Raw genomic sequence first — 25,362 nt, 5'->3', positions numbered from 1 at the left:
ATAAACCTGAAGAAAACAAAAACTCCAGCTTGTTTCTGGAGTTTTATTGCCATAGATATACTCTGGCTTCATAAGGTTTTAACAGCAGTGATGTCGTATGCTTGTGCGGTTCTGTTTCCATATTCGACAATAGGAGTTTGTCAGAAGATAACGGCAATGCGGGATATCTGCAGAACGCCGGCGCACCCGTCAGATTTGCCGCAATGAGCGCAGTTTGGCTCTCATTTTTGCGAAGGTATGCAAAGATTTGCTGATCTTCCGGCAAAATCAGCTCGTATTGGCCATAAATAAATACATCATATGTTTGGCGGAGTTTGATCAAGTTTTTGTAAAAGTGATAGACAGATGTGTTATCGTTTATTTGCGCCTCGGCGTTCAGCCATGTGTAATTGTCATTTACCCCAATCCATGGCTTGGCATCGGAAAACCCAGCGTGAGGAGATGCATTCCATTGCATTGGTGTTCGCGAATTGTCTCTTCCCTGTTTCCAGACAATCTTCATCACTTCCTCGTGAGAAGCGCCTTTTGCGGTCTCTATGTCATACAGCCGCTTCATCGCGACATCATCATAATCCTCAATCGAAGGAAACGCCACATTGGTCATGCCGATTTCCTGTCCCTGATAAATAAACGGCGTGCCTTTCATCAGAAAATAAACAACGGCGAGTGCTTTTGCACTTTCCTTTAAGGAATTCCCGTCGTTTCCCCATACAGAAACAGAACGGGGCTGATCATGGTTTTCCATAAACAAAGCGTTCCAGCCGATTCCTTCCAAACTGTTCTGCCACTCTGTTAAAATCCGTTTGAATGCAGCGATATCGATGCTTTCATTGATCTCTATATCCCACAGGCCGAGATGTTCAAATTGAAAAATCATGCTGAAAATGCCGGATTCCTCCCCCGCCCACTCAGCCGCCTCCTTTGCCGCGACACCGTTTGCCTCTCCGACCGTCATGATCGGGTAGCGGGAAAATGTGTTTTCCTTCAGCTCTGTTAAAAAATCCAATATGCCCTCAGCATTCATATGATAAGGAAAAGAAGGAACATAGGACAGCCCTTTCGGATTCGGCAGATCAGGCAGCCCTTCTTTTTTCTTAATATGAGAAATGGCATCCACCCGAAATCCGTCTATGCCTTTATCGAGCCACCAATTGACCATGTCATAAACGGCGTTTCTTACCTCTTGATTTTCCCAGTTCAGGTCTGGCTGCTTTTTATCAAAAAGGTGGAGATAATACTGGCTTGTCTGCTGATCATACTGCCAAGCCGATCCTCCGAAAATGCTTTCCCAATTGTTTGGCTCTTTTCCGTCTTTCCCGTCCTTCCAAATATACCAGTCGCGTTTTTGGGATTGTAAAGATGCACGTGATTCAATGAACCATGGATGTTCATCACTTGTATGATTCACGACAAGATCCATAATGAGCTTCATGCCAAGCTCATGAATATCATGAAGCAGCTGATCGAAATCTGCCATTGTGCCGAAATCGCTCAATATGTTTTTGTAATCTCTTATATCATAGCCGTTATCCGCATTAGGTGAGTCGTACAAAGGACAAATCCAAATCACATCGGCACCAAGTTCTTTTATGTACGGAAGCTTGGACCTGATTCCTTGAATATCCCCGATTCCATCGCTGTTTGAATCCTTGAAGCTGCGGGGATAAATTTGGTAGACCACCGCTTCCTTCCACCAAGCCTTTTTCATACAGCCACTCCTTCCTGCGTGTGCGGTTTTTATATCTTATGTAGAAAAAAGCCTTTGAAGCATTCATTTTTTCAGAAAAAAAGCCTCTTGCCGATGACAAGAGACTGATCAATTTTTCAGAAGCCTCTGGTCCTGATTTTCTTTGAGCTCAAAAAACAGCCGCGATCCAGCCCGGCTGTTTTTGATTAAAACTCTGTTTTTTTGATTTCGACAAATCGAATGTGATGGTCTTCAGCGTCGAGGATTTTAAACTCGCAGCCCTCCGCCTGTATCACATCTCCTGCTTCCAGCTCCATTTTTTGCGTCAGAAGCCAGCCTGCAATCGTATCAATTTCTTCATTCTCAATGGCAATGTCGAGCAGGTCGTTCACTTCATCTATTAGCGCTTTGCCATCCATCACATAATGGTGCTCGCCTTTTTTCAAAATATGCGGCGTTTCATCCTGATCATATTCATCACGGATTTCCCCGACAATTTCTTCGATAATATCCTCGACAGTGACAAGCCCCGCCGTTCCCCCGTATTCATCTACGAGAATCGCCATATGAATCCGTTCCTTCTGCATGCGGATTAAAAGCTGCTGGACAGGAATGCTTTCAATGACCCTGATGACAGGTCTCATAATTTGCTTCAGCTTAATCGGCTGGCCGAGAAAATACGCTTTAAACATATCTTTGCTGTTGATAATCCCTAAAATATGATCCTTATCTTCTTTGATGACAGGATACCGTGTATACCGTTCGTTAATGATGAGATGAATCGCTTCTTCAAGCGACTGCTCCAGAGAGATGACAGCGATTTCTGTTCGCGGAATCATAATTTCTCTTGCCACGCGGTTGTCGAATTCAAAAATCTTATTCACATAGCGAAATTCAGACTGGTTGATTTCCCCTTTTTCATAGCTTTCTGACAGGATCAGCCTCAGTTCCTCCTCGCTGATGACAACCTCATGCTCCTTGACTGAATGAAAGCCAAACAATTTCACAAGAAAACTTGCAGAGCCGTTCAATGCTTTGATAAACGGATATGTGATTTTATAAAACCAGATCAGCGGCTTTGCAATCCATAAACTGACAGCTTCAGCCTTTTGAATGGAAACCGTTTTCGGCGCAAGCTCACCCATTACCACATGCAAAAAAGTGACGATGATAAATGCAATTACAAATGTGACAATGTGGTTAAACGGTTCCGGTATGCCTGCCGCTGTAAATAAGGGATGAAGAATGCGTTCAAATGTCGGTTCACCAAGCCATCCAAGGCCGAGGGCTGTAATTGTAATCCCGAGCTGGCAGGCTGATAAATACTCGTCAAGATTGGAGATGATTTTATGTGCGGCAAGCGCCCGGCTGTCTCCGCTTTCGATGAGCTGATTGATTTTTGAACCTCTGATTTTGACGATTGCAAATTCGGCTGCAACGAAAACAGCCGTAATGCCAATCAAAACAAAAATGGCGATCAATTGTAATATAAGCAAAAAAAGCCCTTACCATAAATGGTAAGGGGCCACCTCCTTAACGTTAATTCTCATTACGACCGTTTAAGAAGATCATCACAAAGCGAAGAAGTTCAAACAGGGAAACCAGGGCGGCGGCCACATACGTTAAGGCGGCGGCGCTCAGCACTTTATTTACCCCATTCTCTTCATTGTTCCGGATGAATCCTTCTGACACAATAATTTGCTTCGCGCGTGAACTTGCATTGAATTCGACAGGCAGTGTGATCAGCTGGAAAAAGACAGCGGCTGAAAACAGAATGATGCCAAGCCCGATCAAATTCAGGCTGCCGAGAAGCATGCCTCCTAAGAAAAGCAAAGGAGCTACACCGGATGCAAAATTCACGACTGGGAAAATTTTATGTCTCAGCACAAGCGCACCATATGACTCCTGATGCTGCAAGGCATGTCCGACTTCATGGGAAGCTACGGAGATGGCGGAAATTGAGCGGCCATAATAGACCGGCTCAGATAAACGCACCACCCGTCTTGTCGGGTCGTAATGGTCTGTTAAAGCGCCTCTTACCGGTTCGACCGGCACGTCGTAAAGACCGTTGATATCTAGAATCCGTCTTGCCGTTTCTGCCCCTGTTCGACCGCTTGAGGCTTCCACTTTTGAATATTTTTCAAAGTTGCTCTTTACTTTAAATTGTGCCCAAAACGACAATCCCAATGCGGCTATTGTTAAAAATATAAACAGCATGTTTCATCATCCTTTTTTAAAGATCGTATGTTTCTTTATTACGATTATTTTAATGAGTTTTCTTTCTCGTGTACAGAAAAGCGCTTCTTCTTCCGTCTAGGCGCACATATTCCGATAAGCAAAAGGAACAAGCCGGCCGAAAACAAATAAAAAGAAAAGCCTCCAATCAGCTCTTTCAAAAAATGTTGCCATGAGAAGCTATCGGAGAAGTGATTATACGAATTCAAGTCGAAAATAAACAAAATCACTGCGGATGCCGCAAGCTGGGTACCGATCAAAACCACGACGGTTCTTTGAATGATCGTCATCTGTTCCATCCTTTTTTCGCCTATTTATTTTAGTTTATGGAGAAATCCGGTTTTATATGTTTTGTTCATTTTTTGAAAAACAATGCCGGAAGTGGGACATACTGTTATAAAAAGAGCACGGGTGTGATGAACATGAAAGTGACGAGCGAGGAAAAGGAACAGCTGAGTACAGCGATTGACCGAATGAATGAAGGGCTGGACGTATTTATCCAGTTTTATAATGAATCCGAAATCGACGAACCGCTCATTCAGCTTGAAGACGATACAGCTGATCTCATGAAGCAGGCCCGCGACCTGTACGGTCAGGAAAAGCTAAATGAGAAGCTGAATACGATTATTAAACAGATTTTATCTATTTCATTATCTGAAGAAGGGGAAAAAGAATGAAGTCAAACCGGATCTTTATTTCTTGGCTGAGATGGCCGTTATTTATCCGAATCGGGCTGATCATTCTTTTTCTGATTCTTTTGTTCGGACAAATCATTTATTTACTTGAGCCCGAGCAGTTTACTTCCGTCTTCGAAGGTATTTGGTGGGCCGTGGTTACCATCTCAACAGTGGGCTACGGAGACTATGTGCCGCACACGCCGCTTGGTCAAGCAGCCGGAATGCTGCTGATATTCATCGGCGCAAGCTTTGTCACTGCTTACTTTGCCACCTTATCCGCTGCCGCTTTCAGTAAACAGCACCGCTACATAGAGGGAAAGGTCGCTTACAAAGGACGGGGCCATGTGATTATTATCGGCTGGAATGAAAAATCAAATCGCCTTTTGAGAGAGCTTCAGCTGGCGGCGCCCTCCAAGACAGTCGTTCTGATTGATGAATCGTTAAAAGAAGGGCCGCTCATTGAAAATGTCCATTTCATACGCGGACACGCCGCTGATGATGAAACGCTGAAACGAGCCAATATTACTGAGGCGGACACAGTTATGGTCACTGCCGACCAATATAAAAGTGAAGCGGAAGCGGATATGCTGTCGGTGCTGATTCTGTTATCAGTCAAAGGATTGAATCCGCTGGCATACTGTATTGTCGAAATTCTGACAGACCGCTTTGTCACCAATGCAGAACGGGCGGGCGCTAATAAAATTATCGGGACGTCTCAGCTCTTAAGCCGCGTGATGCTGGAACATTACCGGGTCAAATTGCAGCTGTCTAAACCGCAAAGCTTAATCGAGCTGACACTCGATAAAAAAGTGAGGCTGATTTCGGTTCCTTCTGAACTGCATGGTGCCGCTTATAAAACATGCGTCCTCTATTTTCTTGATCACAACACCACTATTATCGGCATACAAAAAGAGGAAGGGCCTATGATTACCCCTCCTCTTTCATATAAAGTGCTTGAAACGGATCAATTCCTTGCGCTTTAACCCAACAAAACATCCTCCAGCTCTTTGACAAGGGAGGCGCCGATATCCAAATACGCCGGATCAATCTCTGCGTCCCGTCTCTCGGGCTCAGAAAATTGATTAAACAGCGATTGAAACGGCCCTCCTTCAGCATGATCATCAAGGCCTGGCTGGAACACCTGCCTCAGCATAAACGGAGTTCCGATACGGACAGCTGCCCCGCGTTCATCCAGACTGCCTTGTATGGCATTGACGGGAATTCTTAAAAATAAATATCCGTCTCTATCATCAATTTTATAATCAAAATAGCCGTGGTCGTACTCCCAGCCGCCGTTTATCACATAACCGAGCGGCTTCATGACTTGTTCCAGCTCTTGAAGCAAGAAAGGCTGTCCATCTATCGCGGAAGGTATCGTAATCATCAAACTGCCCCTTTTTTCGTTTATCCTGTCCCGCAGAACAAGACTTCATTCAGAGGCTTATTACATGGAAACCGTTTTTTCCTTTGCACGGCCAACCGAAAAGAAAGCGCATTCAATTAAGAAGTAAACAGTCATCGCTGCAGCAATCCCCGCCGCAGATTCCCATGAAACATATACAACAGCTGTATAGAGTCCTAACTTTGTTAAAAGGGTGTGAGATCGCTTCAATTTCAGAAAATGGTGCACCGCATCGGTAAAAATGGCAAGCGGCAGCCCGATCAGAAGAAAGGTGTGGATAAAAAAGTGTGAGAGTGTGCCGCCAAGGTTGGAAGAAAACTCTATATTCACGGCATCAAAGGATATGAGAATAACTAAAACAGCTGCAGAAAAACCCGCAATGATGAGATGTTTGACCACTTGTTTCATGAACATCAGCACCTTTCTGATTTTATAAAAAGCCGACCGGCAAATGCCAGTCAGCTTTCGTACATTAATCTTCGAGACGTTTTTCAAGCTCAGCTTTTTTCTCTTCAAAGCCAGGTTTGCCAAGCAATGCAAACATATTGACTTTATATGCTTCTACTCCAGGCTGGTCAAAAGGATTGACGCCGAGGAGATAACCGCTCATCGCGCAGGCTTTTTCAAAGAAATAAACAAGATATCCAAAAGTATATGCATTCAGCTCTGGAATGTTGACGATTAAGTTCGGAACATTTCCGTCTGTATGAGCCAGCATTGTACCTTGGAATGCTTTTTTGTTAACGAAGTCTACAGTTTTTCCGGCTAAATAGTTTAAGCCGTCAAGATCGTTATCGGCTTCTTCGATCGTCAGCTCGTGTTTAGGTTTTTCGACATTCAGCACCGTTTCGAACAAGTCTCTGCGGCCTTCCTGTACGTACTGTCCTAATGAGTGAAGGTCTGTTGAATAGTTGGCAGAAGAAGGATAAATGCCCTTCTCGTCTTTGCCTTCACTTTCGCCGAACAGCTGCTTCCACCACTCCGCAAAATATTGAAGCGCCGGCTCATAGTTGATTAGCATTTCAATCGTTTTGCCTTTATTGTAAAGCACATTGCGAACGACCGCATACTGGTATGCAGGGTTTTCTTCCAATTCTGATGTGGCAAAATCCTTGCTCGCATCAAATGCGCCTTTCATCATGTCGTCAATGTTGACGCCGCTGACAGCAATCGGCAGGAGACCAACGGCTGTTAAGACAGAATAACGGCCGCCGACATCATCAGGAATGACAAATGATTCGAAGCCTTCTTCGTTAGAAAGTGTTTTTAACGCGCCGCGCTCTTTATCAGTTGTCGCGTAAATCCGCGCTTTCGCTTCTTCCTTGCCGTATTTCTCTTCAAGAAGCTTGCGGAAAATACGGAAAGCGATTGCAGGTTCAGTTGTTGTACCTGATTTAGAGATGACGTTAATGGAGAAGTCAACATCTTCGAGAAGATCCATGACATCTCTCATATAAGATGAACTGATGTTGTTTCCGATGAAAATGACTTGCGGATTGCCTCGTTTTGCTTTCGGCAGTGTATTGTAAAACGCGTGATTAAGCGCTTCAATCGCTGCCCGCGCGCCGAGGTAAGAACCTCCGATACCGACAACAAGCAATACATCAGAGTCAGATTTGATTTTTTCCGCGCTTTTTTTAATGCGCGCAAATTCTTCTTTATCATAATGTTCAGGGAGGTCCACCCAGCCTAGAAAATCGCTGCCCGCGCCTGTTTTTTCATGAATATTATGGTGTGCTGTTTTTACAAAGTCGCGCAAATATGTAAGTTCATGTTCGTTGAAGAAAGTCAACGCTTTTGAGTAGTCAAAGCGTACATGCGTCATTGCTTGTCCCTCCATAACGGTATAATGTTTTCATCTTTCACTTTATATGAACTTATCTGTGAAATCAAGTCAAGAAGAAAGGACGGAATGACTGCATTCCGTCCTTAGAAATCAGAGTGACGCGCGAAGGATGGCAAGCACGTCATCTTTGTTCAGTTTTTGGAAGTTGCCGAAGCCGCCATGCTCCATTTCTTTGGCTGCGATATCAGCAATCAGTTCCAGTTTTTCCTCTCCGATATCATAGTCGGATAAACGAGAAGGCGCACCCAGACTTGTCCAGAACGCAGACAGCTTGTCGATTCCTTCAAGCACGATTTCTTTATCCGTTTTGCCTTCTGTATCAATGTCAAACATATTGAGCATAAGGTTTTTAAAGCGGCCGACATTTGTATCAAGCGTGTATCTCATCCAGTTCGGGAACAGGATCGCGAGTCCGCCGGCATGCGGAATATCGTAAACAGCTGATACGGCATGCTCCATAGTGTGAGAAGCCCAGTCGCCGAAGTAGCCCATTTGAAGCGTGCCATTCAGAGCGATTGTGCCAGCATATAAAATCGTTTCACGATGTTTGTAATTTTCCAGATCCTCCAATAGTTTTGGAGCTGTTTCGATTACCGTCTGCAGAACGGCAAAGCACATTCTGTCTTGCAGCGGTGTGTTTTCGACATTATGGAAGTATTGTTCAAACACGTGGCTCATCATGTCAACCATACCGTAAACCGTTTGATTTTCAGGCACTGTAAACGTATTTTCAGGGTCTAAAATCGAGAACCGCGGATGAGTTACATTGCTTCCCCATACAAATTTCTCGTTTGTTTCCCAGTTTGTAATCACAGAGTCAGGGTTCATTTCAGAACCTGTAGCAGCAAGGGTTAGAACGGTACCGAACGGCAGTGCATCTTCGGCTGTTACTTTTTTGCTGAAAATGTCCCAAGCGTCTCCGTCGTATTTTACTCCCGCAGCGATCGCTTTTGTGCAGTCAATGACACTTCCGCCGCCCACAGCAAGCAGAAAATCAATATCATGCTGTCTGCATAGGTCAATGCCTTTTTCCACAGTTGCAAGACGCGGGTTCGGCTCTACCCCTGGCAGTTCATAGACAGCGGCGCCTTCTTCTTTTAATATGCCTGTTACTTGGTCATAAAGGCCATTACGTTTAATGCTTCCGCCTCCGTAGACAAGCAGAACATTTTTACCGTATTGCTTTAATTCTTTTCTTAATTGTTCAAGCTGGCCTTTTCCGAAGATCAGCTTCGTCGGGTTATAATAAGTAAAATTTTCCATTGTAAAACCTCCAAATATTGCTGTATCAAAAAACAGATTAACAATTGTAACATAAGTCCAAAGAAAAAGGGAAGCAGCCGGATCGGCTATTTCCCCCTTTTGTTATAGAGATGCTTTTAAAATAGCGAGTACATCTTCTTTGTTAAGTGATTTAAACTGGCCGAACGTACCGTTGGCCATTGCCTTGTCGGCAATTGTGCCGAGCTGTTCGTCATTTATATCGTAGTCAGCCAGACGGTTTGGAGCGCCTAGGCTTGTCCAGAAAGCAGACAGCTTGTCGATGCCTTCCAGCGCGATTTCCTCATCTGATTTTCCAGCTTCATCTACATCAAACACACGCACCGCAAGCTGCTTCATGCGGGCCGGGTTTTCTGATAATGTATGTCTCATCCAGTTCGGGAAGAGAATCGCAAGTCCGCCGGCATGCGGAATATCGTAAACGGCTGAAACGGCATGTTCGATATTATGAGTTGCCCAATCCCCTCTTGCGCCCATTGACAGCATACCGTTTAAAGCGATTGTCCCTGTATAAAGAATCGTTTCACGCAGTTCGTAATTTTCAAGATCATTGATCAGCTTAGGCGCTGTTTCGATGACTGTGCGTAAAAGAGATTCGCACATGCGATCCTGGTAAGGTGTGTTTGATACATGGTGGAAGTATTGTTCAAACACGTGGCTCATCATATCAACCATTCCGTAGATCGTGTGGTTTTTAGGAACAGTAAATGTGTTCACTGGGTCCAAAATAGAGAATTTAGGGAACACGAGCGGGCTGCCCCAGCCATATTTCTCTTTTGTTTCCCAGTTGGTAATAACTGAACCTGCGTTCATTTCAGAGCCAGTTGCGGCGAGAGTCAATACAGTTCCGAACGGTAAAGCTTCCTTCGGCTGGTGTTTTTTCGTTACGATATCCCACGCATCACCATCATACTTTGCCCCCGCAGCAATCGCCTTTGTACAGTCGATGACACTTCCGCCGCCGACAGCCAATAAGAAATCAATGTTGTTTTCTTTGCAGATCGCAACACCTTTATTAACAGTCGACACACGCGGGTTCGGCTCTACGCCTGCTAATTCATGCACCGTGACACCGGCTTTATTCAGCTGTTCCATCACTTGATCATAAAGGCCGCTGCGTTTAATGCTTCCGCCTCCGTAGACTAACAATACATTTTTTCCGTAAGGTTTCAGTTCCTCCGGGAGTTTTTCAACTTCTCCGCGGCCGAAAATTAATTTCGTCGGATTCCAATATGTAAAGTTTTGCATGACATCTCCTCCTTAGATTTTCATTATGCAGAATGCCTGCGCTCCATGTAAAGCAATCAGCTCTTTCCGTTTTCAGCGTATCGGGCAGTTTTCATTTGCAAGATGCTGGGAAAGAAACAGATACAAGCTGAGTTTGGGCCGTTTCGTCCGGCTACTCTCAATATGGAGAATGCATGTATAGATTCTCCATTTTGTCACAATCTATAACTGTTTTAATAATTCATGGAGGAGGTTGCAAAACATGAGTACAATTCAGAGAATTTGCCTTGTATTAACAATCATTGGCGCTATTAACTGGGGACTGATCGGATTTTTCCAATTTGATTTAGTAGCGGCCATCTTCGGCGGCCAAGGGTCAGCTCTTTCCCGTATTATTTACGGTCTTGTCGGAATCGCCGGCTTAATCAACCTCGGTCTGCTGTTTAAACCAAACGAGGAAAGATCACGTGAAGAGGCAGCAAATCCTGAAATGCGATAGGATAAAAAAAAGCACCGAACATTCCTGTCCGGTGCTTTTTTCATGCTTATTTTTTGATAAGGTCTTTACGGTTGGACATTTCAATCCACTCTTCAAGCTTATCTTTTAATGTGTTGAAACCTTGTGGTGCAGAAGCTTCTTCGCTTACTTGCGCAGCTTTAGGTTTTCTTGGTTTGCTTTCTTTTTTCTCAGGCGCAGCTTGTGTCGCACGAATAGAAAGGCTGATTTTTCCTTTTTCTTCATCAACAGCAAGTACTTTTACTTGTACTTCGTCGCCAACTGAAAGGTGCTCGTTGATGTCTTTTACGAAACCGTGAGTCACTTCAGAAATGTGTACTAAACCTTGAGTTTCTTCATCTAATGCAACAAACGCACCATACGCTTGTAATCCTGTAACTTTACCAGTGTAAACACTGCCCACTTCAAATTTTGCTGCCATTCATAACAACTCCTAAGTTAAATTAAATATCTGTTTATACGCAATTTAAAATTATATCATACATGTCTCATTTCCGCAAAGGAAACTTTTTTTAATATGATATCAGGTTTAAGCATATCAAAAAGAGGGCATACTGCAAATACCAAAGGCTTTCTAGTATTCCCCCTTTTATTGGATGCGAACAAAAGGTTCGTATCTTTTTTTATGTTGTTTTGTGTAAGAAGCGCTTCATTCTGACCAATGCTTCTTGCAGCTGTTCAATTGATGTCGCATACGAACAGCGGATATATCCTTCTCCGCTCGGCCCAAACACATTACCGGGAACAACGGCTACTTTTTCCTGCATCAGGAGCTCCTCGGCAAACTGTTCTGAGCTCATCCCAGTGCTTTTGATGGATGGGAAAGCATAGAAAGCACCGCTCGGATGGTGGCAGCTGAGACCGATTTCATTTAGCGTTTCGACAAACAAATTACGTCTTCTTCGGTAGCTCTTTTTCATCTTTTCTACGTCTTCTATTCCGTTTTTTAATCCTTCAAGCGCTGCATATTGCGCCATTGCAGGCGCGCACATCATCGCATACTGGTGGATTTTAAGCATCGCGTTGCGAATTTCTGAAGGCGCCGCGGCAAAACCGAGTCTCCAGCCTGTCATGGCAAACGCCTTTGAAAATCCCGAAATGACAACCGTCCGCTCTTTCATCCCCGGGAATGCTGCTATACTTGTAAATTCCTCATCGTATGTCAGTTCCGCGTAAATCTCGTCGCTCAGTACGATCAAATCATGTGTTTTGGCAAACTCAGCAATTTCATGTAACTCCTTCTTTGAGTAAACCGAGCCGGTCGGATTCGAAGGCGAACAAATGAGAATAGCCTTTGTTTTTTCGGTCACTGCCGCTTCAAAATCCTCAGCAGTTGCTTTAAAACCTTTATCAGCCGTCGTATGGACATGAACAGGGACGCCGCCTGTCAAAGACACAAGCGATTCATACGCCACAAAACACGGCTCAGGAATAATCACTTCCTCACCGGGATTTACAATGGCGCGGATCGCAATATCCAAAGCCTGACTCGCCCCTACCGTCACTATCAGTTCATCGTCAGGAGAGTATGTAAGACCAAACCGGCTACTGACATAACGGCTGATTTCCTCCCGCAATGAGTATAAACCTGCATTAGCGGTATATGACGTATACCCTTGTTCAAGGGAAAGAATGCTTGCTTCACGGACATTCCAAGCCGTTACAAAGTCAGGTTCTCCGACTCCTAAAGAAATAACCCCTTCCATCGTTGCCGCCAAATCAAAGAATCTGCGGATGCCGGATGGTTTTATTTGTTGTACATAATCGGATAAATAAGAAGTCATTTACGGTGACACCACGATTCTTTTGTCGTCGTCTCCCGTTTCAAATACTTTGCCGTCATGCTTGTATTTTTTCAGGATAAAATGTGTTGTCGTAGACACAACTGAATCAAGAGTTGACAGTTTATCAGATACGAAACGCGCAACGTCAGACATTGAATTGCCGCGGATCACGACAGACAGGTCGTATGCGCCTGACATCAGGTAGACTGATTCTACCTCCTGGAATCGGTAAATCCGCTCCGCCACTTCGTCAAAACCGACTCCGCGCTTCGGAGTGACTTTAACATCAATCATGGCTGTCACGCCTTCATGGCCGTCCACCTTCCGCCAGTCGATCATAGCGGAATAATCGATAATAACCTTTTCTTTTTCCAATTTGTCAATGATCGCTCTTACTTCATTTACAGGGATACCGGCCATCTTTGCGATTGTTTCTAGATCAGCGCGGCTGTTTTCGTCTAAAATTTCTAATATTTCTGTTTCTTTCTCGGTCAATTTCATTCAATTCACACCTTTGCAATGTCAAGAAATCTCATGACATTATATCACGTTTTTTGACGAATGCTAAGAAAAAACGAGGAGAAACTTCCGCTAGAACTTACAATTTCAGGGCATAATACAGGACATCCTATGAAGGGAGTGACGGCAAAATGGAGGCGGTTACACCAATAAGGCGTGTTAAAGTCGGAGGAGTACATGTATATTATGAGCACTATCAAAATCCAGGCAAACAAACAATTGTCTGCGTACACGGTTTTTTATCTTCTGCTTTCAGCTTCAGAAAATTAATCCCCTTGCTTCGGGACCAGTATGACATCATCGCGCTCGATTTGCCTCCTTTCGGCCAATCAGAAAAATCAAGGACATTTATATATACCTATCAAAACCTCGCCATGCTTATCATCGGACTCCTGGAGCACTTGCAAGTCAAACAGGCGGCGCTTGTCGGGCATTCGATGGGAGGACAGATATCGCTGTCGGCTGCTCTATTAAAGCCTGAGCTCTTCTCGAAGATTGTGCTTCTTTGCAGTTCAGGTTATTTAAAACGCTCGCACCCGACGATTATCTTCGGGACTCACCTCCCATATTTTCATCTTTATATCAAACGCTGGCTTTCCAAAGAAGGCGTGATGAAAAACTTATTAAATGTCGTTCACAACAAATCGCTGATAGACGAGGCGATGATTGACGGCTACGGCAAACCTTTTCAAGATGAACAGATTTTCAAAGCAATGACGAGGTTCATCCGGCACAGAGAAGGAGATTTACAGTGTGAGGAATTGAAAAAAATCAACAAACCCGCTTTATTGATTTGGGGCGAGGAGGACAAGGTGGTTCCGTTGAAAATCGGCGAACGCCTGCACCGTGACCTGCCGGATTCCAAACTGTATTCATTGCGGGAAACAGGGCATTTGGTGCCGGAGGAACGCCCTGAATTCGTTTCCGAACGAATTGCAGAGTTTATCACAGAATAAAAAAACCGGTTTGTATACCGGTTTTTTCAAGGCGTGCAAGAGCTGCTGTCTTTAATGAACAGAAGCTGGCCAGCCACATTCCGGCAGCTGTCGATCGGAAGTGTTTGTTCAAAAGAAGCTTCGAAAATATGCTGTATGCTTTTCGCTAACACTTCAGGATCGTCTTCATCATAGACGGCCTGTACGACATCAACAGCCTCCGTTTCATAAAAATCTTCACCATATTTAAACGGGTCCCATTTGGCAATGACATTGATCATTTCCCTGACCGCTTGACTTTCTTCCATTTTCATCACCGCTTATAATAAAATTTGCAGATCTATTTTATCATAGTTACGCTAAGAAAAATAAACATACATAAGAGGTGGAACAGAATGAATTTTGATAAACAAGAACAGCGCCTCGGCACCCAATCCGTCAAATGGGACAAGACAGGCGAATTGTTCGGCGTGACAGACGCACTACCGATGTGGGTGGCGGATATGGATTTTCGTGCGCCGGAAGCCATAACAGAAGCATTAAAACAGCGCCTAGAACAAGGGATTTTCGGATATACAGCTCCAGATCAGAAAACAAAAGATGCAGTGTGTGCATGGATGCATAACCGGCACAGCTGGAAGGTGAACCCGGAAAGCATTACATTCAGTCCCGGTGTGGTCACAGCTTTGGGCATGGCGGTTCAGGCTTTTACAGAACCAAAGGATCAAGTGATTGTCCAATCCCCTGTCTACACGCCTTTTTACCATATGATTGAGAAAAACGGCCGGCGTATTTTACATAATCCGCTTAAAGAAAAAGACGGAACATATGTAATGGATTTTGAAGATTTGGAGACAAAAATCAGTGATCCGAGCGTCAAAATGTTTATTTTATGCAATCCGCATAATCCTTCAGGGCGTGCCTGGGGCCGGGAAGATTTGCTGAAGCTCGGCGAATTATGCCTGGAACACGGCGTTACAGTCGTTTCAGATGAAATTCATTCCGATTTGATGCTCTACGGAAATACCCATACACCGTTCGCCTCTCTTTCTGACGATTTCGCTGAGATTTCTGTGACTTGCGCAGCACCGAGCAAAACGTTTAACATCGCGGGTTTGCAGGCGTCAGCAATTATTATTCCAGACCGGCTGAAGCGCGCCAAATTTTCAGCAAGCCTGCAGCGAAACGGTTTAGGCGGATTAAACGCGTTTGCCGTGAGCGCAATCGAAGCCGCTTACTCAAATGGCGGGCCGTGGCTTGATGAACTGATATCTTATCTTGAGAAAAATATGGATGAGGCGGCAGCCTTTTTGACCAGCGAGCTCCCGAATGTCAAGATGATGAAGCCTGATGCGTCTTACCTGATCTGGCTCGATTTCCGCGCATACGGCCTGTCTGATGCAGAGCTGCAGCAAAAGATGCTGCACAAAGGGAAAATTATTTTGGAGCCCGGCAAGAAATACGGCCCTGGCGGAGAAGGATTTATGCGTTTGAATGCAGGGTGCCCTCTGGCAACCTTGCAGGACGGACTGCGCCGGATAAAAACAGCGTTGGAGTAAATATTCGTCACAAACGCCTTTACGCATCAATCGTAAAGGCGTTCTTTATAAAGAAATTTTGTATTTTACTTCTAATGATAAGTGTTATAATAGATTCATATTTTATACGAAAGGATTTCACTCGAATGGAAATTCTAAAAGACTATCTCCTGCATATTTGCTTTATTTTGTTTCCCATTCTTCTTTACCAAGTGTTTTGGCTTGGAAAACCGTCAATCCTTGTACCAAAAATCAACAACGGATTGGTCACGTTATTTGCATGCGGCGCCTCCGTTTTATGCATTATCTTCCCTATACAGGAAATGGACTACATCCAATACGGTCTTCAAATCATTCCTGTCATCATTTGTTTATTTTACATAAACACTGCTTCCGGGCTAACAGTCGCCGCATCCGTCTTATGTTTTGAACTGCTGTTTTTTGAGCCTTCCGCCATTTTTGTTTTCACTTTGCTGCCTTTTCATATCATCATCCCAATTTTGCTTCAAAAAAAGTGGCCATTCATGTCCAAAGCGAGAAAACTGCTGCTGTCTTTATTCATCGGTTGCTTGGAGATCTTCTTATTTTTCGCCTCCATCTTGGTTTTTTCCGCCGTGAATATTTTAAATTTTCAAAATTCAGAATCCTTATATTATGAGGCAGCTGTATCGGGTTTGTTCCGCTGCATCGTTCTTCTTTTAAGCATTTATATTATAGAAAGCATCGCAGAAAATATCGCCCTGCGTTCCCAGCTTATTCATTCGGAAAAAATGGAGATTGTGAGTGAACTTGCGGCAAGTGTGGCTCATGAAGTTAGAAATCCGCTGACAGTTGTCCGGGGATTTGTCCAGCTGCTTTTTAATGATGAATCCTTTCAAAACAAATCCAGTGCGGATTATAAAAAGCTTGTGCTGTCAGAGCTTGACCGGGCTCAGGGCATTATTACAAATTATCTTGATATCGCCAAACAGCAATTATATGAAAAAGAGATTTTTGATTTATCTTCTCTTATCAGAGAGACGAGCTCCCTCATGATTTCGTATGCCAATTACAAATCTGTGACAGTAGAGGCGGACGCCGAGCCGGACCTTTTGGTATACGGGGATGCAACAAAGCTGAAGCAGGCTGTGATCAACCTCATGAAAAACAGCATTGAAGCCGTTCCCCCGGGTAAAGGGGTCATCCAAGTTTCAGCCAAAAGAAGCGGCCATATGATCGTAATCAAAATCTCAGATAACGGTGTCGGCATGACGGATCACCAAATGCAGAAGCTGGGTGAACCTTATTACTCTTTAAAAACGAACGGAACGGGACTTGGACTGACTGTGACGTTTTCCATCATTGAACATCATCACGGAACCATTTCGTTCAGCAGCAGCTTTCAAAGAGGAACCATTGTGACGATCAAGCTTCCTGCCGACCTTCCTCACTAGCAAATCAATTGGAACTTTTATAGAATGAATGCGAGGTGATAACAGATGAGTACATTTGAGAAAGGCTCTATCGTAAAAGGGTTTTACAAAACAGGTGTATACATAGGAGAAATAACAGATTGCAGACCGCAGCATTATTTAGTCAAAATCAAGGCGGTTCTTACCCATCCCGCTCAAGGAGACCTTCACAATCCAAAACAGGCAGATGTGCCGTTTTTCCATGAGAGAAGAGCGCTCGCTTTCGGCGAACAGACCAATATCCCTCATCATATGGTGAAGCCCTATGACAGTGAAGTGCCGGATTATAACGAGTCTTTGCGGGAAGCGGTTGCACAGCTGAGAGCCAAACTGGCCGGAGATGATTCAGAATGGGCAAAGCGCTCCCTGAATAATCTGGACGTTTTAGAAAAAGAATACTTCACTCGGCCATAACCCAGTCTGACAAAAGATTGGGTTTTTTATGTGGCGCGCCGGAACAGTTCAGATAAATCAATCCTCTCGCCGATTGTCGGCGGTTTTGGTTTTTCAAGATACTGCTTATCCTGCTCGACAAGCTTAAAAAGCTTATAGGCTGTAAGAGCATCGTCAAGCGCCTTATGATGGGTGCCGGTTCCTTTATCTCCGTACTCTTCCGCGGCCTTCCACAAGCCGGTCAGTGTCCGGTCTCCAAAAAAGTTTTTATATTCAAGCGATAAATCTCTCATCTCCCCTTTAAAAGGGAAAGGAATATGGTTAAACATACAATTTTGCTTCAGCACTTTCATATCCATGTTTCCCCATGTGATGATCGTGCAATTTTTTTCAGGATCAAGCTCATTTAATTTACGGATAAAGTCCTCGAACCTCATCCCCTCATCTACCTGGTTTTGCGTAATGTTTAAAAATGATCTGCAGCGTTTCGTCAGCTTGGGGAATTTTTTCGGCCTGATATAACTCGAAAACGTCTCAACTACTTCACCATTAACCGACTTTACAATTCCTGCTTCAATGATTTCCGGAAAAAAATTTTGCGGACTGTATTTTCCTTCGGGCATCGTAAATTCGAAATCAATAATGAGTAAGTTGCCTGCCTCCACTATTTTTACACCTGCCTTTCCTCCGATCAGAAGAATGCTATCTTTATAGTATATCAATTCTCCTTCTCTTCATTTCTTCATTTTCTAAAAATAATGAATTTTCCCAGCCGCATTGTTTCTTTTAAATGGTGCACTGTTTCTTTATAATTAGTAAGGAACCCGAAATAATAAGAAGGTGATGTTATTTCTATCCGCAAGAAAAACTTTGTCATTGTGTGGCTGGCGAATTTCTTTGTATCAGCCAGCACAACGATGATCGTCCCTTTTCTCTCCTTGTATATTGAGACGCTCAGCACCTTTTCCAACAGCTTTGTGCAAAGGTGGAGCGGTTATGTGTTCGGCATTACATTTTTAATGGCTTTTTTGGTATCCCCATTCTGGGGGCGGTTCGGAGACAAACGCGGTTACAAGAAAATCCTTTTGACAACCGGAACCGGCATTGCCGTCAGCATTTTATTAATGGGCTTTGTCACGTCGGTTTATCAATTGTTTTTTCTGCGTATGGCAATGGGGCTTGTAACCGGATTTATCCCGACATCCCTTGCAATGATTTCCGCGCAGACGCCTAAAAGCTCAGCCGGCAAAACGCTTGGCACGCTCCAAATGGGGCAAGTGTCCGGAAGCTTGTTCGGCCCGCTTTTGGGAGGCGTTCTTGCTGACCACTTCGGCTTTACGTATACCTTTTTTATCACATCCTTTGTGATTTTCTCAGCCGTTCTTCTCGTGTTATTCGGGGTCAAAGAACAGCCGCTCACAGAGAAGATAAATAAACGTCAGTCTTATACGAGAAAAGAAGTGCTCTCCTATATTTTTCACCAGCCCGCGCTTTGGGTCATGATGCTGTTAACCATGCTGATTCAAACAGGAAATTTCAGTATCCAGCCGTTGCTCGCTTTATATGTAAACGAGCTGCATGGATCTGACAATCTGGCCTTTTTCTCCGGCATGGCATTTTCGGCAACCGGACTCGGCAGTTTGCTTCTGGCAAGAAAATGGGGAGATTTAGGAGACCGCTACGGCCACCGCCGCATCTTAATCGGGCTTTTAATCGCCGCCTCTTTATTTTTTATTCCGCAGGCACTCGCTTCTTCATTCAGTGTGCTGCTAGTTTTCAGGTTTTTATTCGGGATGGCAATGGGCGGCCTTCTGCCATGCATCACAGCGGCAATCCGCGTTCAGGCTCCCGGCTCCATCCAGGGAGAGGTCCTCGGCTACAATGTCAGCTTTCGCTTTTTAGGAAACGTTCTCGGACCTCTTCTCGGCGGTATTATATCGAGTCACTTCAATATCTCTGCAGCCTTTTATGTCACAGCATTTCTCTTTTTCGCAGGTGCCTGCCTGCTTTGGATCATGAAGAAATTCCAAAAAGAATCGTATGCCAAAGCAAGCTGATTCTCAGCAAAAATTGAGGAGTCTTCTAAATTTAACCTTCTCGTAAACTCAAAAGAATGGTACGATATGGCTAGAATTTAGGAGAAAAGAGAGTGACCATGTTACGAAAAATTATCGGATGGATTTTGCTCCTTTGCATAATCCCATTGTTTGCATTTACAGTTATCGCTTCCGGAAAAGAAGTAAAACAAATGAAGTCCCTGGATCAGGTGCTTGATAAGAATATTGATTTGAAAGAGATCAGCCTAGTTCAGAACAGCTACATGTACGACAGGGACGGATCTCTGGTCTCGGAAATCGTCAGCGATGATGAGAACCGTGTGCTGGTTCCCTTCAAGAAGATTCCCGAAGAAGTCAAACAGATATTTTTAACTTCCGAGGACCGCCATTTTTACGAACATAAAGGCTTTGACTTTATGGGGATGGTGCGGGCGGCCGCTTCCAACGTGAAGGACAAAAAGATTGACCAGGGGGCCAGCACCATCACACAGCAGCTTACAAGAAACTTGTATTTGAGCCACGAGCGCTCCTTCAGCCGCAAACTGACTGAGCTCGCGTACTCCTATCAGCTTGAGAAAAAGTATACGAAAAATGAGATTCTTGAAGCCTACCTAAATACGATTTATTTTAATAACGGCGTTTATGGCGTCGGATCAGCTGCTGAATTCTATTTCAGCAAACCGCTGAAATCTCTCACACTGGGAGAAATGGCTTTTATTTGCGCTATACCTAATAACCCTACATTATATGATCCTCTCAAGCATTTTGACTACACGAAAAGCCGTCAAGAACGCTTGCTTAAAGGGTTAAAAAATGCCGGAGTCATTACGGACAAAGAGCTGAAAAAAGCCGTAAAACAAAAAATCAAACTGGATGTCGAAGAGAAAGAAGACAAATATCCGGACTACGTTTCCTACGTAAATGATGAATTCACTCAACTAGTGTCTGAATCTGAAGGCTTTGATAAGCGTCTTCAAAAAGCGTCAGGAAAACAAAAAGACAAGATAGAAAACGAGCTGTCCGCCAGAGTCAGCACACTTCTGAAAGACGGCGTAAAAATTTATACCGCACTTGATCCGTACATGCAAAATCAAGTCGTGGCACAAATGAATTCGAAGCTTCCGTATGCGGGCGTACAGGGCGGAGCGGCTGTGATTAATCACCAGACGCATCAAGTTGTCGCTCTATCCGGCGGCAAAAACTATCATAAGTATGATTTTAACCGTGCCTACCAAGCATACAGACAGCCAGGATCATCCATTAAGCCGCTTCTCGATTACGGACCTTATATTGAACAGACAGGTGCGACGGCAAGCAGCACAATTGATGCCGGCAAATTTTGCAGCAGGGACTACTGTCCGCAAAACTACAATAACCGCACATACGGCACAGTAACGCTCGATACAGCGTTTAAAAACTCGTATAATACACCGGCCATCAGAATGCTGGACCGTGTTGGCATCCAAAAAGCATTCAGCTATATTGAGCCGTATCATTTTTCAAAGCTTGTCAACAGCGACTATCTTCTGCCGGCGGCGCTTGGCGGATTTACACACGGCATGACGCCTCTTGAGATGACAAAGGCGTATACAACATTCGGCAACAGCGGAAGCTACTCGCCGAGCCACGCGATTACAAAAGTGACGGATTTAAAAGGAAAAACGATTTATAAATGGAATGACAAAGCGACACAGATATTCAGCGTCCGCACAAACATGCAGCTGAAAAAACTGATGTCTTCCGTTGTCAAAAGCGGGACAGGGAAAAAAGCATATTTCAAAGCGCCTTATATCGGCGGTAAAACGGGAACCTCAAATGATTATCATGATATGTGGTTCGTCGGCCTGACTGATACTTACACAATGGGTGTCTGGGTTGGAAAAGATACACCGAGCAGCGTTGAATACCTTCACAGTATCAGCCCTCAGCTTTCCATCTGGAAAGGAACGCTGCAGGCAGCTTATTAAAGAATCGGAGGAGATCTGCAGTGACATCAAAACAAATTCCAAATCGCGTATTGCTGTTTGACGGTGTGTGCAACTTATGCAACGGTGCCGTTCAATTTATCATAAAGCGTGATCCAAACGGTTTGATTTCATTTGCATCGCTTCAATCGGAAACAGGACAGAGCCTGCTGAAAAAAAGCGGGCTTCCGACTGAGCATTTTGACAGCTTTGTCTTTATTGAAGACGGCCAGGTTTACACTAAGTCAACTGCAGCCATAAAGGTTTTCAGGCATCTGCGGGGCCCATGGCGGCTCTTCGTCCTGTTTTTTGCAGTGCCGAAACCTGTCAGAGATATACTCTATTCTTTTATTGCCAAAAACCGCTATAAGTGGTTCGGCAAAAAAAATGAATGTATGCTCCCCTCCCCTTCTATAAAAAATAGATTTTTACCATAAACGAAAAAATGGCTAGCTTACACAGGTAAGCTAGCCATTATGCTATTATAAAGCTTGATAAATATGAACAGAATACCGATAACAAATGTAAACCAAAACAGCAGTTCCAACAGAATGAATCCGACCAATGACATGATAGAAAGTGTTGAATAAATCCGGTAAACAACGAACACAAAGTAAGCAAGTGTAACAACTGCAAACCAGATCACAATCCAGATGACATTTTGCAATAGCACAAAGGATAAGATCCCGCCGCCTAAATATATGATAGAGCCCATTCTGACTGTTTTCAGGTTTTTTCCTTCCGGATCATTTGCGAAAAACAGCAGTGACAGCTCAGTCACGGTATTTGCAATTAATTTCAGAGCGGACAGAACCATAAAATATAAAAGTGCAAAGGCCGCAAATAACGCAAGTCTGATTCCTTTCTCAGAGAAGTAATCGAGCATCCCATCGTACATTCCAAATGAAGACAGCATCTTCAATGCATAGAGTGAAGTTGAAATGGATAAAGACGAACTAAAAAGCAGGATCGCAATCAGCGGAAAGTATCCTGTCAAATAAGTATTTTTCATATAAAAAAGTCCCTTTCTGTAATCTACCTCATTTATTATGGAGGACTTAAAACACATTGACAAGATAAATTATTCCATTTTTTCTCCTTTTTACGAATTACGGTCCCAAATCTTCACAAAGCGGCATTTTGAGAGTAAAGTAGTACGCAGGAATCATAAAACGTAAGGAAGTTTTATATGAAAAAAACATTAAAACTGCAAACCAGACTCACCATATTTGTCTGTATCGTCGTGTTAATCGCACTGCTCATCACCTTTTTTACCGTCGGTGCCCAAACCTCTAAAAGGATACGTGATCAGGAAAGAGACACAGCGCTGCAAACGGCTGAAATGGTTGCCGACGCACCGATTACTGCCTCCGCTTTGGAGAGCGGAAAAAACCAGAAGGAACTGCTCAGCTACACGCTGGACGTCCAGAAAATTACCGGCACAGAATTTGTCGTTGTCATGGATATGAACGGCATTCGCAGAACCCATCCGGACCACAGCAAAATCGGAAAAAAATTCAGGGGCGGGGATGAAGCCGAAGTATTAAAAGGACATGTCCATATCAGCACTGCCTCAGGCACGCTTGGGAAATCGCAGAGAGCGTTCGTGCCTGTCTACGCTAAGAATGGAAAACAAGTCGGAGCCGTTGCGGTCGGCATCACAGTGAATGAAATTGACGAAGTCATCAGCCACAGCTTACGGCCGCTCTATTTTATTATTTGCGTCAGTATATTCGTCGGCGTCATCGGAGCTGTTATCGTCGCACGCACGGTGAAAAATATCATGTACGGACTTGAACCGTATGAAATCGCGACACTTCTTCAAGAACGGAGCGCCATGCTTGAATCAACGAAAGAAGGCATACTCGCTGTCGATGAACACGGTAAAATCAAGCTTGCCAATGCCGAAGCAAAGCGCCTTTTCATTAAAATGGGCATAGAAACAAATCCCGTCGATCAGGATGTCAATGACATCCTGCCGAAGAGCCGTCTGAAAAATGTCATTGAGACCCGAAAACCTCTTCAAGACAGAGATGTGCGCATTAACGGATTAGAGCTTGTATTTAATGAAGTGCCCATCCAGCTGAAAGGACAAACCGTCGGAGCGATTGCGACATTCCGGGACAAAACCGAGGTAAAACATTTAGCTGAACAGCTTTCCGGTGTTAAAATGTATGCAAACGCACTGAGAGCGCAGTCTCATGAATTTATGAACAAACTGCATGTGATACTAGGTCTCGTCCAGCTGAAAGAGTATGACGATCTTGGAGATTATATTAAAGATATTGCCATTCAGCAAAAATCAGAAACGAGTGAAATCATAAATGATGTCAAAAGCTCCGTGCTGGCCGGATTTCTGTTGGGAAAACAGAGCTACATACGAGAGCAGGGCGCAAATCTCGATATTGAATGCAGCGGGGTTATTCCAAACGCAGCAGATCCTTCAGTCATTCATGAACTGATTACGATTATCGGAAATCTCATCAACAACGCCTTGGACGCTGTTGCCAATATGCCGAAAAAACAAATCACGATGTCCATGCGTTTTCATGACAAGATATTGGACATCGAAATTACCGATACAGGAGCCGGCATGTCCGAAGAAGACCAAGTCAAGGTATTCGAACAAGGCTATTCAACAAAGGGCAAAAACCGGGGATTCGGCCTTTATTTCACCCAGCAAAGCATGGAGAATTTAAAGGGCCAAATGATTATCACCAGCGAAAAAAATGAAGGAACCACATTCAGTCTTCGCATCCCGTACGAACCGAAGGAGGAAAACCATGATTAATGTACTAATAGTTGAAGATGACCCCATGGTGGGTGAATTAAATAAACGATATTTAAGCCAAATAGAAGGCTTTCAGCTGAAAGGAATCGCCTCTTCCTTTCAAAGCGCTCTGCATATTTTAGGAGAGCATCACATCGATCTCATTTTGCTTGATATTTATATGCCGGGCAAAAACGGGCTTGAGCTGCTGACGGAATTGAGAGCCCAAAATGAAGCGGTTGACGTGATTGTCATCTCTGCGGCAAGCGAGCTGGACGTCATCAAAAAAACACTTCGTTACGGAGCTGTGGATTACTTAATCAAACCGTTTGAATTTGAACGTTTTCAGACTGCCCTTTCTGATTACAGACGAAAACAAAAAGTGTATTCCACCCATCGAAACATGAGCCAAAAAGAATTGGACGCGGAACTGTTTCATAAGAAGGAAGCGACAGAAAAAGTGCACCTGCCAAAAGGGCTGACAAAAAGCACGCTGAAGCTGATTTGGTCCAGCATTCAATCCTTTGAAAACGAGTCCTTTACGACAGAAGACCTGGCAAATCATACTGAAATATCTCAAGTATCCATCCGAAAATACTTAAAATTTCTTGAAGATATACAGGTTCTGAATGTCGAAATGGCGTACGGAACGATCGGAAGACCAGTGTTTCAGTACAATGTCAATACAGGCAACCTTAACGGAATTAAGCAATATTTATAAAAAAACGCACTGTTCATGTCGAGCAGTGCGTTTTTTTCTGTCACATCTCTTGCCAAGGTGCTTGAACCTTTCGCCAATAAGCTATACAAGAATAATAAAGGACTTTTTTGTATATTTGAGTATATAATTCTAAAAATACTTATTTTTTAAAAAATAATGCGTAATTCTATTTATTTCTTGTAAGTAAAATGATAAATTATGAGTGGTTAGTTGATCCCTAGACTAAGTCATAAGTCACACTTCAGAAAGAGATGTCACGGTTTTCCGTCCGGAACACCTTCAACATCCTTCTCTTCCCCGCCTTTCGAAGGAAACACTCACACCACACTTACTAAGGGAAGATCAGAACTGTCTCAGC

General features: G+C 43.9%; 28 protein-coding genes. 12 read left to right on the top strand and 16 right to left on the bottom strand.

All coding sequences use genetic code 11. The features are described 5' to 3' along the window. Positions 1-43: 43 nt before the first annotated feature. From ACQVGS_RS05415 to ACQVGS_RS05400, 4 genes are all read right to left on the bottom strand, one after another. Entirely contained in the window at positions 44-1,708 is a 1,665-nt protein-coding gene (locus ACQVGS_RS05415) for a glycoside hydrolase family 13 protein (protein WP_106019466.1), read from the bottom strand. A 185-nt stretch (positions 1,709-1,893) separates the two neighbouring features. Then, positions 1,894-3,183, bottom strand: coding sequence for a hemolysin family protein (locus tag ACQVGS_RS05410; protein ID WP_024122642.1), 1,290 nt, complete (start codon positions 3,181-3,183; stop codon positions 1,894-1,896). A gap of 43 nt (positions 3,184-3,226) precedes the next feature. After that, entirely contained in the window at positions 3,227-3,904 is a 678-nt protein-coding gene (locus ACQVGS_RS05405; protein ID WP_024122643.1) for a zinc metallopeptidase, read from the bottom strand. A 44-nt stretch (positions 3,905-3,948) separates the two neighbouring features. Beyond that, positions 3,949-4,212, bottom strand: coding sequence for a YuzI family membrane protein (locus tag ACQVGS_RS05400; RefSeq protein ID WP_106019928.1), 264 nt, complete (start codon positions 4,210-4,212; stop codon positions 3,949-3,951). A 132-nt stretch (positions 4,213-4,344) separates the two neighbouring features. Between ACQVGS_RS05400 and ACQVGS_RS05395 the strand changes: the two genes are divergently transcribed. Beyond that, entirely contained in the window at positions 4,345-4,599 is a 255-nt protein-coding gene (locus ACQVGS_RS05395) for a protein mistic (protein WP_024122645.1), read from the top strand. Then, complete coding sequence (locus tag ACQVGS_RS05390) at positions 4,596-5,582, top strand: potassium channel family protein (RefSeq protein ID WP_024122646.1); 987 nt, start codon at positions 4,596-4,598, stop codon at positions 5,580-5,582. The genes ACQVGS_RS05395 and ACQVGS_RS05390 overlap by 4 nt, the downstream gene beginning before the upstream one ends. Here ACQVGS_RS05390 and ACQVGS_RS05385 read toward each other — a convergent pair. The 5 genes from ACQVGS_RS05385 to ACQVGS_RS05365 all read right to left on the bottom strand — a co-directional run bounded on the left by ACQVGS_RS05385 (position 5,579) and on the right by ACQVGS_RS05365 (position 10,376). Next, the gene (locus ACQVGS_RS05385; protein WP_106019467.1) at positions 5,579-5,983 is read right to left on the bottom strand and encodes a YugN-like family protein; all 405 of its coding nucleotides are present in this window, start codon (positions 5,981-5,983) and stop codon (positions 5,579-5,581) included. The genes ACQVGS_RS05390 and ACQVGS_RS05385 overlap by 4 nt on opposite strands. Positions 5,984-6,043: 60 nt before the next feature. Beyond that, the gene (locus ACQVGS_RS05380; protein ID WP_106019929.1) at positions 6,044-6,415 is read right to left on the bottom strand and encodes a hypothetical protein; all 372 of its coding nucleotides are present in this window, start codon (positions 6,413-6,415) and stop codon (positions 6,044-6,046) included. A 58-nt stretch (positions 6,416-6,473) separates the two neighbouring features. Beyond that, complete coding sequence (locus ACQVGS_RS05375; RefSeq protein WP_101864150.1) at positions 6,474-7,826, bottom strand: glucose-6-phosphate isomerase; 1,353 nt, start codon at positions 7,824-7,826, stop codon at positions 6,474-6,476. A gap of 111 nt (positions 7,827-7,937) precedes the next feature. After that, positions 7,938-9,110 carry an iron-containing alcohol dehydrogenase gene (locus ACQVGS_RS05370; protein WP_024122650.1) on the bottom strand — a complete coding sequence of 391 codons (1,173 nt, stop codon included), beginning with the start codon at positions 9,108-9,110 and terminating at the stop codon, positions 7,938-7,940. Positions 9,111-9,212: 102 nt separating this feature from the next. Next, positions 9,213-10,376: an iron-containing alcohol dehydrogenase gene (locus tag ACQVGS_RS05365; protein ID WP_487446508.1), complete on the bottom strand. Its 1,164-nt coding sequence runs from the start codon at positions 10,374-10,376 to the stop codon at positions 9,213-9,215. 241 nt (positions 10,377-10,617) lie between these two features. On the opposite strand from ACQVGS_RS05365, the gene ACQVGS_RS05360 reads away from it, so the two are divergent. Beyond that, entirely contained in the window at positions 10,618-10,854 is a 237-nt protein-coding gene (locus tag ACQVGS_RS05360; protein ID WP_003220771.1) for a DUF378 domain-containing protein, read from the top strand. A 46-nt stretch (positions 10,855-10,900) separates the two neighbouring features. On the opposite strand, the gene yugI is transcribed toward ACQVGS_RS05360, so the two are convergent. The 3 genes from yugI to ACQVGS_RS05345 all read right to left on the bottom strand — a co-directional run bounded on the left by yugI (position 10,901) and on the right by ACQVGS_RS05345 (position 13,157). Continuing rightward, positions 10,901-11,293: a S1 domain-containing post-transcriptional regulator GSP13 gene (gene yugI, locus ACQVGS_RS05355; RefSeq protein ID WP_019259312.1), complete on the bottom strand. Its 393-nt coding sequence runs from the start codon at positions 11,291-11,293 to the stop codon at positions 10,901-10,903. Between the two features lie 202 nt (positions 11,294-11,495). Continuing rightward, entirely contained in the window at positions 11,496-12,656 is a 1,161-nt protein-coding gene (locus tag ACQVGS_RS05350; RefSeq protein WP_024122652.1) for an aminotransferase, read from the bottom strand. Then, a complete protein-coding gene (locus ACQVGS_RS05345; RefSeq protein WP_487446308.1) occupies positions 12,657-13,157 on the bottom strand; it encodes an Lrp/AsnC family transcriptional regulator in 501 nt (166 codons plus the stop codon). A gap of 149 nt (positions 13,158-13,306) precedes the next feature. On the opposite strand from ACQVGS_RS05345, the gene ACQVGS_RS05340 reads away from it, so the two are divergent. Next, positions 13,307-14,131: an alpha/beta fold hydrolase gene (locus ACQVGS_RS05340; protein ID WP_095713965.1), complete on the top strand. Its 825-nt coding sequence runs from the start codon at positions 13,307-13,309 to the stop codon at positions 14,129-14,131. Between the two features lie 26 nt (positions 14,132-14,157). Here ACQVGS_RS05340 and ACQVGS_RS05335 read toward each other — a convergent pair whose 3' ends face one another. Continuing rightward, positions 14,158-14,418: a YugE family protein gene (locus ACQVGS_RS05335; protein WP_024122655.1), complete on the bottom strand. Its 261-nt coding sequence runs from the start codon at positions 14,416-14,418 to the stop codon at positions 14,158-14,160. An 87-nt stretch (positions 14,419-14,505) separates the two neighbouring features. Here ACQVGS_RS05335 and ACQVGS_RS05330 point away from each other — a divergent pair, with 87 nt between their 5' ends. From ACQVGS_RS05330 to kapB, 3 genes are all read left to right on the top strand, one after another. Further along, positions 14,506-15,669: a MalY/PatB family protein gene (locus tag ACQVGS_RS05330; protein ID WP_106019469.1), complete on the top strand. Its 1,164-nt coding sequence runs from the start codon at positions 14,506-14,508 to the stop codon at positions 15,667-15,669. Positions 15,670-15,794: 125 nt separating this feature from the next. Next, positions 15,795-17,081 carry an ATP-binding protein gene (locus ACQVGS_RS05325; RefSeq protein WP_024122657.1) on the top strand — a complete coding sequence of 429 codons (1,287 nt, stop codon included), beginning with the start codon at positions 15,795-15,797 and terminating at the stop codon, positions 17,079-17,081. Positions 17,082-17,126: 45 nt separating this feature from the next. After that, positions 17,127-17,513: a kinase-associated lipoprotein KapB gene (gene kapB / locus ACQVGS_RS05320; protein ID WP_106019470.1), complete on the top strand. Its 387-nt coding sequence runs from the start codon at positions 17,127-17,129 to the stop codon at positions 17,511-17,513. A gap of 26 nt (positions 17,514-17,539) precedes the next feature. Here kapB and kapD read toward each other — a convergent pair whose 3' ends face one another. Both kapD and ACQVGS_RS05310 read right to left on the bottom strand, forming a co-directional pair. Continuing rightward, positions 17,540-18,115 (bottom strand): 3'-5' exonuclease KapD, encoded by a 576-nt coding sequence (gene kapD, locus ACQVGS_RS05315; RefSeq protein WP_233403574.1) that lies wholly within the window; start codon positions 18,113-18,115, stop codon positions 17,540-17,542. Between the two features lie 119 nt (positions 18,116-18,234). Then, a complete protein-coding gene (locus ACQVGS_RS05310; protein WP_044160312.1) occupies positions 18,235-18,438 on the bottom strand; it encodes a hypothetical protein in 204 nt (67 codons plus the stop codon). Between ACQVGS_RS05310 and ACQVGS_RS05305 the strand changes: the two genes are divergently transcribed. The 3 genes from ACQVGS_RS05305 (at position 18,341) to ACQVGS_RS05295 (ending at position 21,950) form a co-directional block, all read left to right on the top strand. Continuing rightward, positions 18,341-19,549 (top strand): multidrug efflux MFS transporter, encoded by a 1,209-nt coding sequence (locus tag ACQVGS_RS05305; RefSeq protein ID WP_373370492.1) that lies wholly within the window; start codon positions 18,341-18,343, stop codon positions 19,547-19,549. The genes ACQVGS_RS05310 and ACQVGS_RS05305 overlap by 98 nt on opposite strands. Positions 19,550-19,641: 92 nt before the next feature. Then, positions 19,642-21,516, top strand: a complete 1,875-nt coding sequence (locus ACQVGS_RS05300; protein WP_024122661.1) for a transglycosylase domain-containing protein — start codon at positions 19,642-19,644, stop codon at positions 21,514-21,516. A 20-nt stretch (positions 21,517-21,536) separates the two neighbouring features. Continuing rightward, positions 21,537-21,950 (top strand): thiol-disulfide oxidoreductase DCC family protein, encoded by a 414-nt coding sequence (locus ACQVGS_RS05295; RefSeq protein WP_024122662.1) that lies wholly within the window; start codon positions 21,537-21,539, stop codon positions 21,948-21,950. A 17-nt stretch (positions 21,951-21,967) separates the two neighbouring features. Here the strand turns inward: ACQVGS_RS05295 and ACQVGS_RS05290 are convergent, their stop codons facing one another. Beyond that, entirely contained in the window at positions 21,968-22,525 is a 558-nt protein-coding gene (locus ACQVGS_RS05290; protein WP_095713969.1) for a YufK family protein, read from the bottom strand. A 177-nt stretch (positions 22,526-22,702) separates the two neighbouring features. On the opposite strand from ACQVGS_RS05290, the gene maeL reads away from it, so the two are divergent. Together maeL and maeM are read left to right on the top strand one after the other, a co-directional pair. Further along, on the top strand, positions 22,703-24,304 hold the full coding sequence (maeL, locus tag ACQVGS_RS05285) for a two-component system sensor histidine kinase MaeL (protein WP_024122664.1): 1,602 nt from the start codon (positions 22,703-22,705) through the stop codon (positions 24,302-24,304). After that, positions 24,297-25,004, top strand: a complete 708-nt coding sequence (gene maeM, locus ACQVGS_RS05280; protein ID WP_024122665.1) for a two-component system response regulator MaeM — start codon at positions 24,297-24,299, stop codon at positions 25,002-25,004. Before maeL ends, maeM begins: the two co-directional genes overlap by 8 nt. Positions 25,005-25,362 lie beyond the last annotated feature (358 nt).

The sequence above is a fragment of the Bacillus sp. SD127 genome (assembly GCF_058566445.1).
This window is presented reverse-complemented; position numbering and strand designations above follow the sequence as displayed.

Bases quoted from the DNA above. Each gene is read 5' to 3' on its own strand.
- ACQVGS_RS05415 (WP_106019466.1), bottom strand. From the start codon at position 1,708: ATGAAAAAGGCTTGGTGGAAGGAAGCGGTGGTCTACCAAATTTATCCC.
- ACQVGS_RS05405 (WP_024122643.1), bottom strand. From the start codon at position 3,904: ATGCTGTTTATATTTTTAACAATAGCCGCATTGGGATTGTCGTTTTGG.
- ACQVGS_RS05400 (WP_106019928.1), bottom strand. From the start codon at position 4,212: ATGACGATCATTCAAAGAACCGTCGTGGTTTTGATCGGTACCCAGCTT.
- ACQVGS_RS05395 (WP_024122645.1), top strand. From the start codon at position 4,345: ATGAAAGTGACGAGCGAGGAAAAGGAACAGCTGAGTACAGCGATTGAC.
- ACQVGS_RS05390 (WP_024122646.1), top strand. From the start codon at position 4,596: ATGAAGTCAAACCGGATCTTTATTTCTTGGCTGAGATGGCCGTTATTT.
- ACQVGS_RS05385 (WP_106019467.1), bottom strand. From the start codon at position 5,983: ATGATTACGATACCTTCCGCGATAGATGGACAGCCTTTCTTGCTTCAA.
- ACQVGS_RS05380 (WP_106019929.1), bottom strand. From the start codon at position 6,415: ATGTTCATGAAACAAGTGGTCAAACATCTCATCATTGCGGGTTTTTCT.
- ACQVGS_RS05375 (WP_101864150.1), bottom strand. From the start codon at position 7,826: ATGACGCATGTACGCTTTGACTACTCAAAAGCGTTGACTTTCTTCAAC.
- ACQVGS_RS05370 (WP_024122650.1), bottom strand. From the start codon at position 9,110: ATGGAAAATTTTACTTATTATAACCCGACGAAGCTGATCTTCGGAAAA.
- ACQVGS_RS05365 (WP_487446508.1), bottom strand. From the start codon at position 10,376: ATGCAAAACTTTACATATTGGAATCCGACGAAATTAATTTTCGGCCGC.
- ACQVGS_RS05360 (WP_003220771.1), top strand. From the start codon at position 10,618: ATGAGTACAATTCAGAGAATTTGCCTTGTATTAACAATCATTGGCGCT.
- yugI (WP_019259312.1), bottom strand. From the start codon at position 11,293: ATGGCAGCAAAATTTGAAGTGGGCAGTGTTTACACTGGTAAAGTTACA.
- ACQVGS_RS05350 (WP_024122652.1), bottom strand. From the start codon at position 12,656: ATGACTTCTTATTTATCCGATTATGTACAACAAATAAAACCATCCGGC.
- ACQVGS_RS05345 (WP_487446308.1), bottom strand. From the start codon at position 13,157: ATGAAATTGACCGAGAAAGAAACAGAAATATTAGAAATTTTAGACGAA.
- ACQVGS_RS05340 (WP_095713965.1), top strand. From the start codon at position 13,307: ATGGAGGCGGTTACACCAATAAGGCGTGTTAAAGTCGGAGGAGTACAT.
- ACQVGS_RS05335 (WP_024122655.1), bottom strand. From the start codon at position 14,418: ATGGAAGAAAGTCAAGCGGTCAGGGAAATGATCAATGTCATTGCCAAA.
- ACQVGS_RS05330 (WP_106019469.1), top strand. From the start codon at position 14,506: ATGAATTTTGATAAACAAGAACAGCGCCTCGGCACCCAATCCGTCAAA.
- ACQVGS_RS05325 (WP_024122657.1), top strand. From the start codon at position 15,795: ATGGAAATTCTAAAAGACTATCTCCTGCATATTTGCTTTATTTTGTTT.
- kapB (WP_106019470.1), top strand. From the start codon at position 17,127: ATGAGTACATTTGAGAAAGGCTCTATCGTAAAAGGGTTTTACAAAACA.
- kapD (WP_233403574.1), bottom strand. From the start codon at position 18,115: ATGCCCGAAGGAAAATACAGTCCGCAAAATTTTTTTCCGGAAATCATT.
- ACQVGS_RS05290 (WP_095713969.1), bottom strand. From the start codon at position 22,525: ATGAAAAATACTTATTTGACAGGATACTTTCCGCTGATTGCGATCCTG.
- maeL (WP_024122664.1), top strand. From the start codon at position 22,703: ATGAAAAAAACATTAAAACTGCAAACCAGACTCACCATATTTGTCTGT.
- maeM (WP_024122665.1), top strand. From the start codon at position 24,297: ATGATTAATGTACTAATAGTTGAAGATGACCCCATGGTGGGTGAATTA.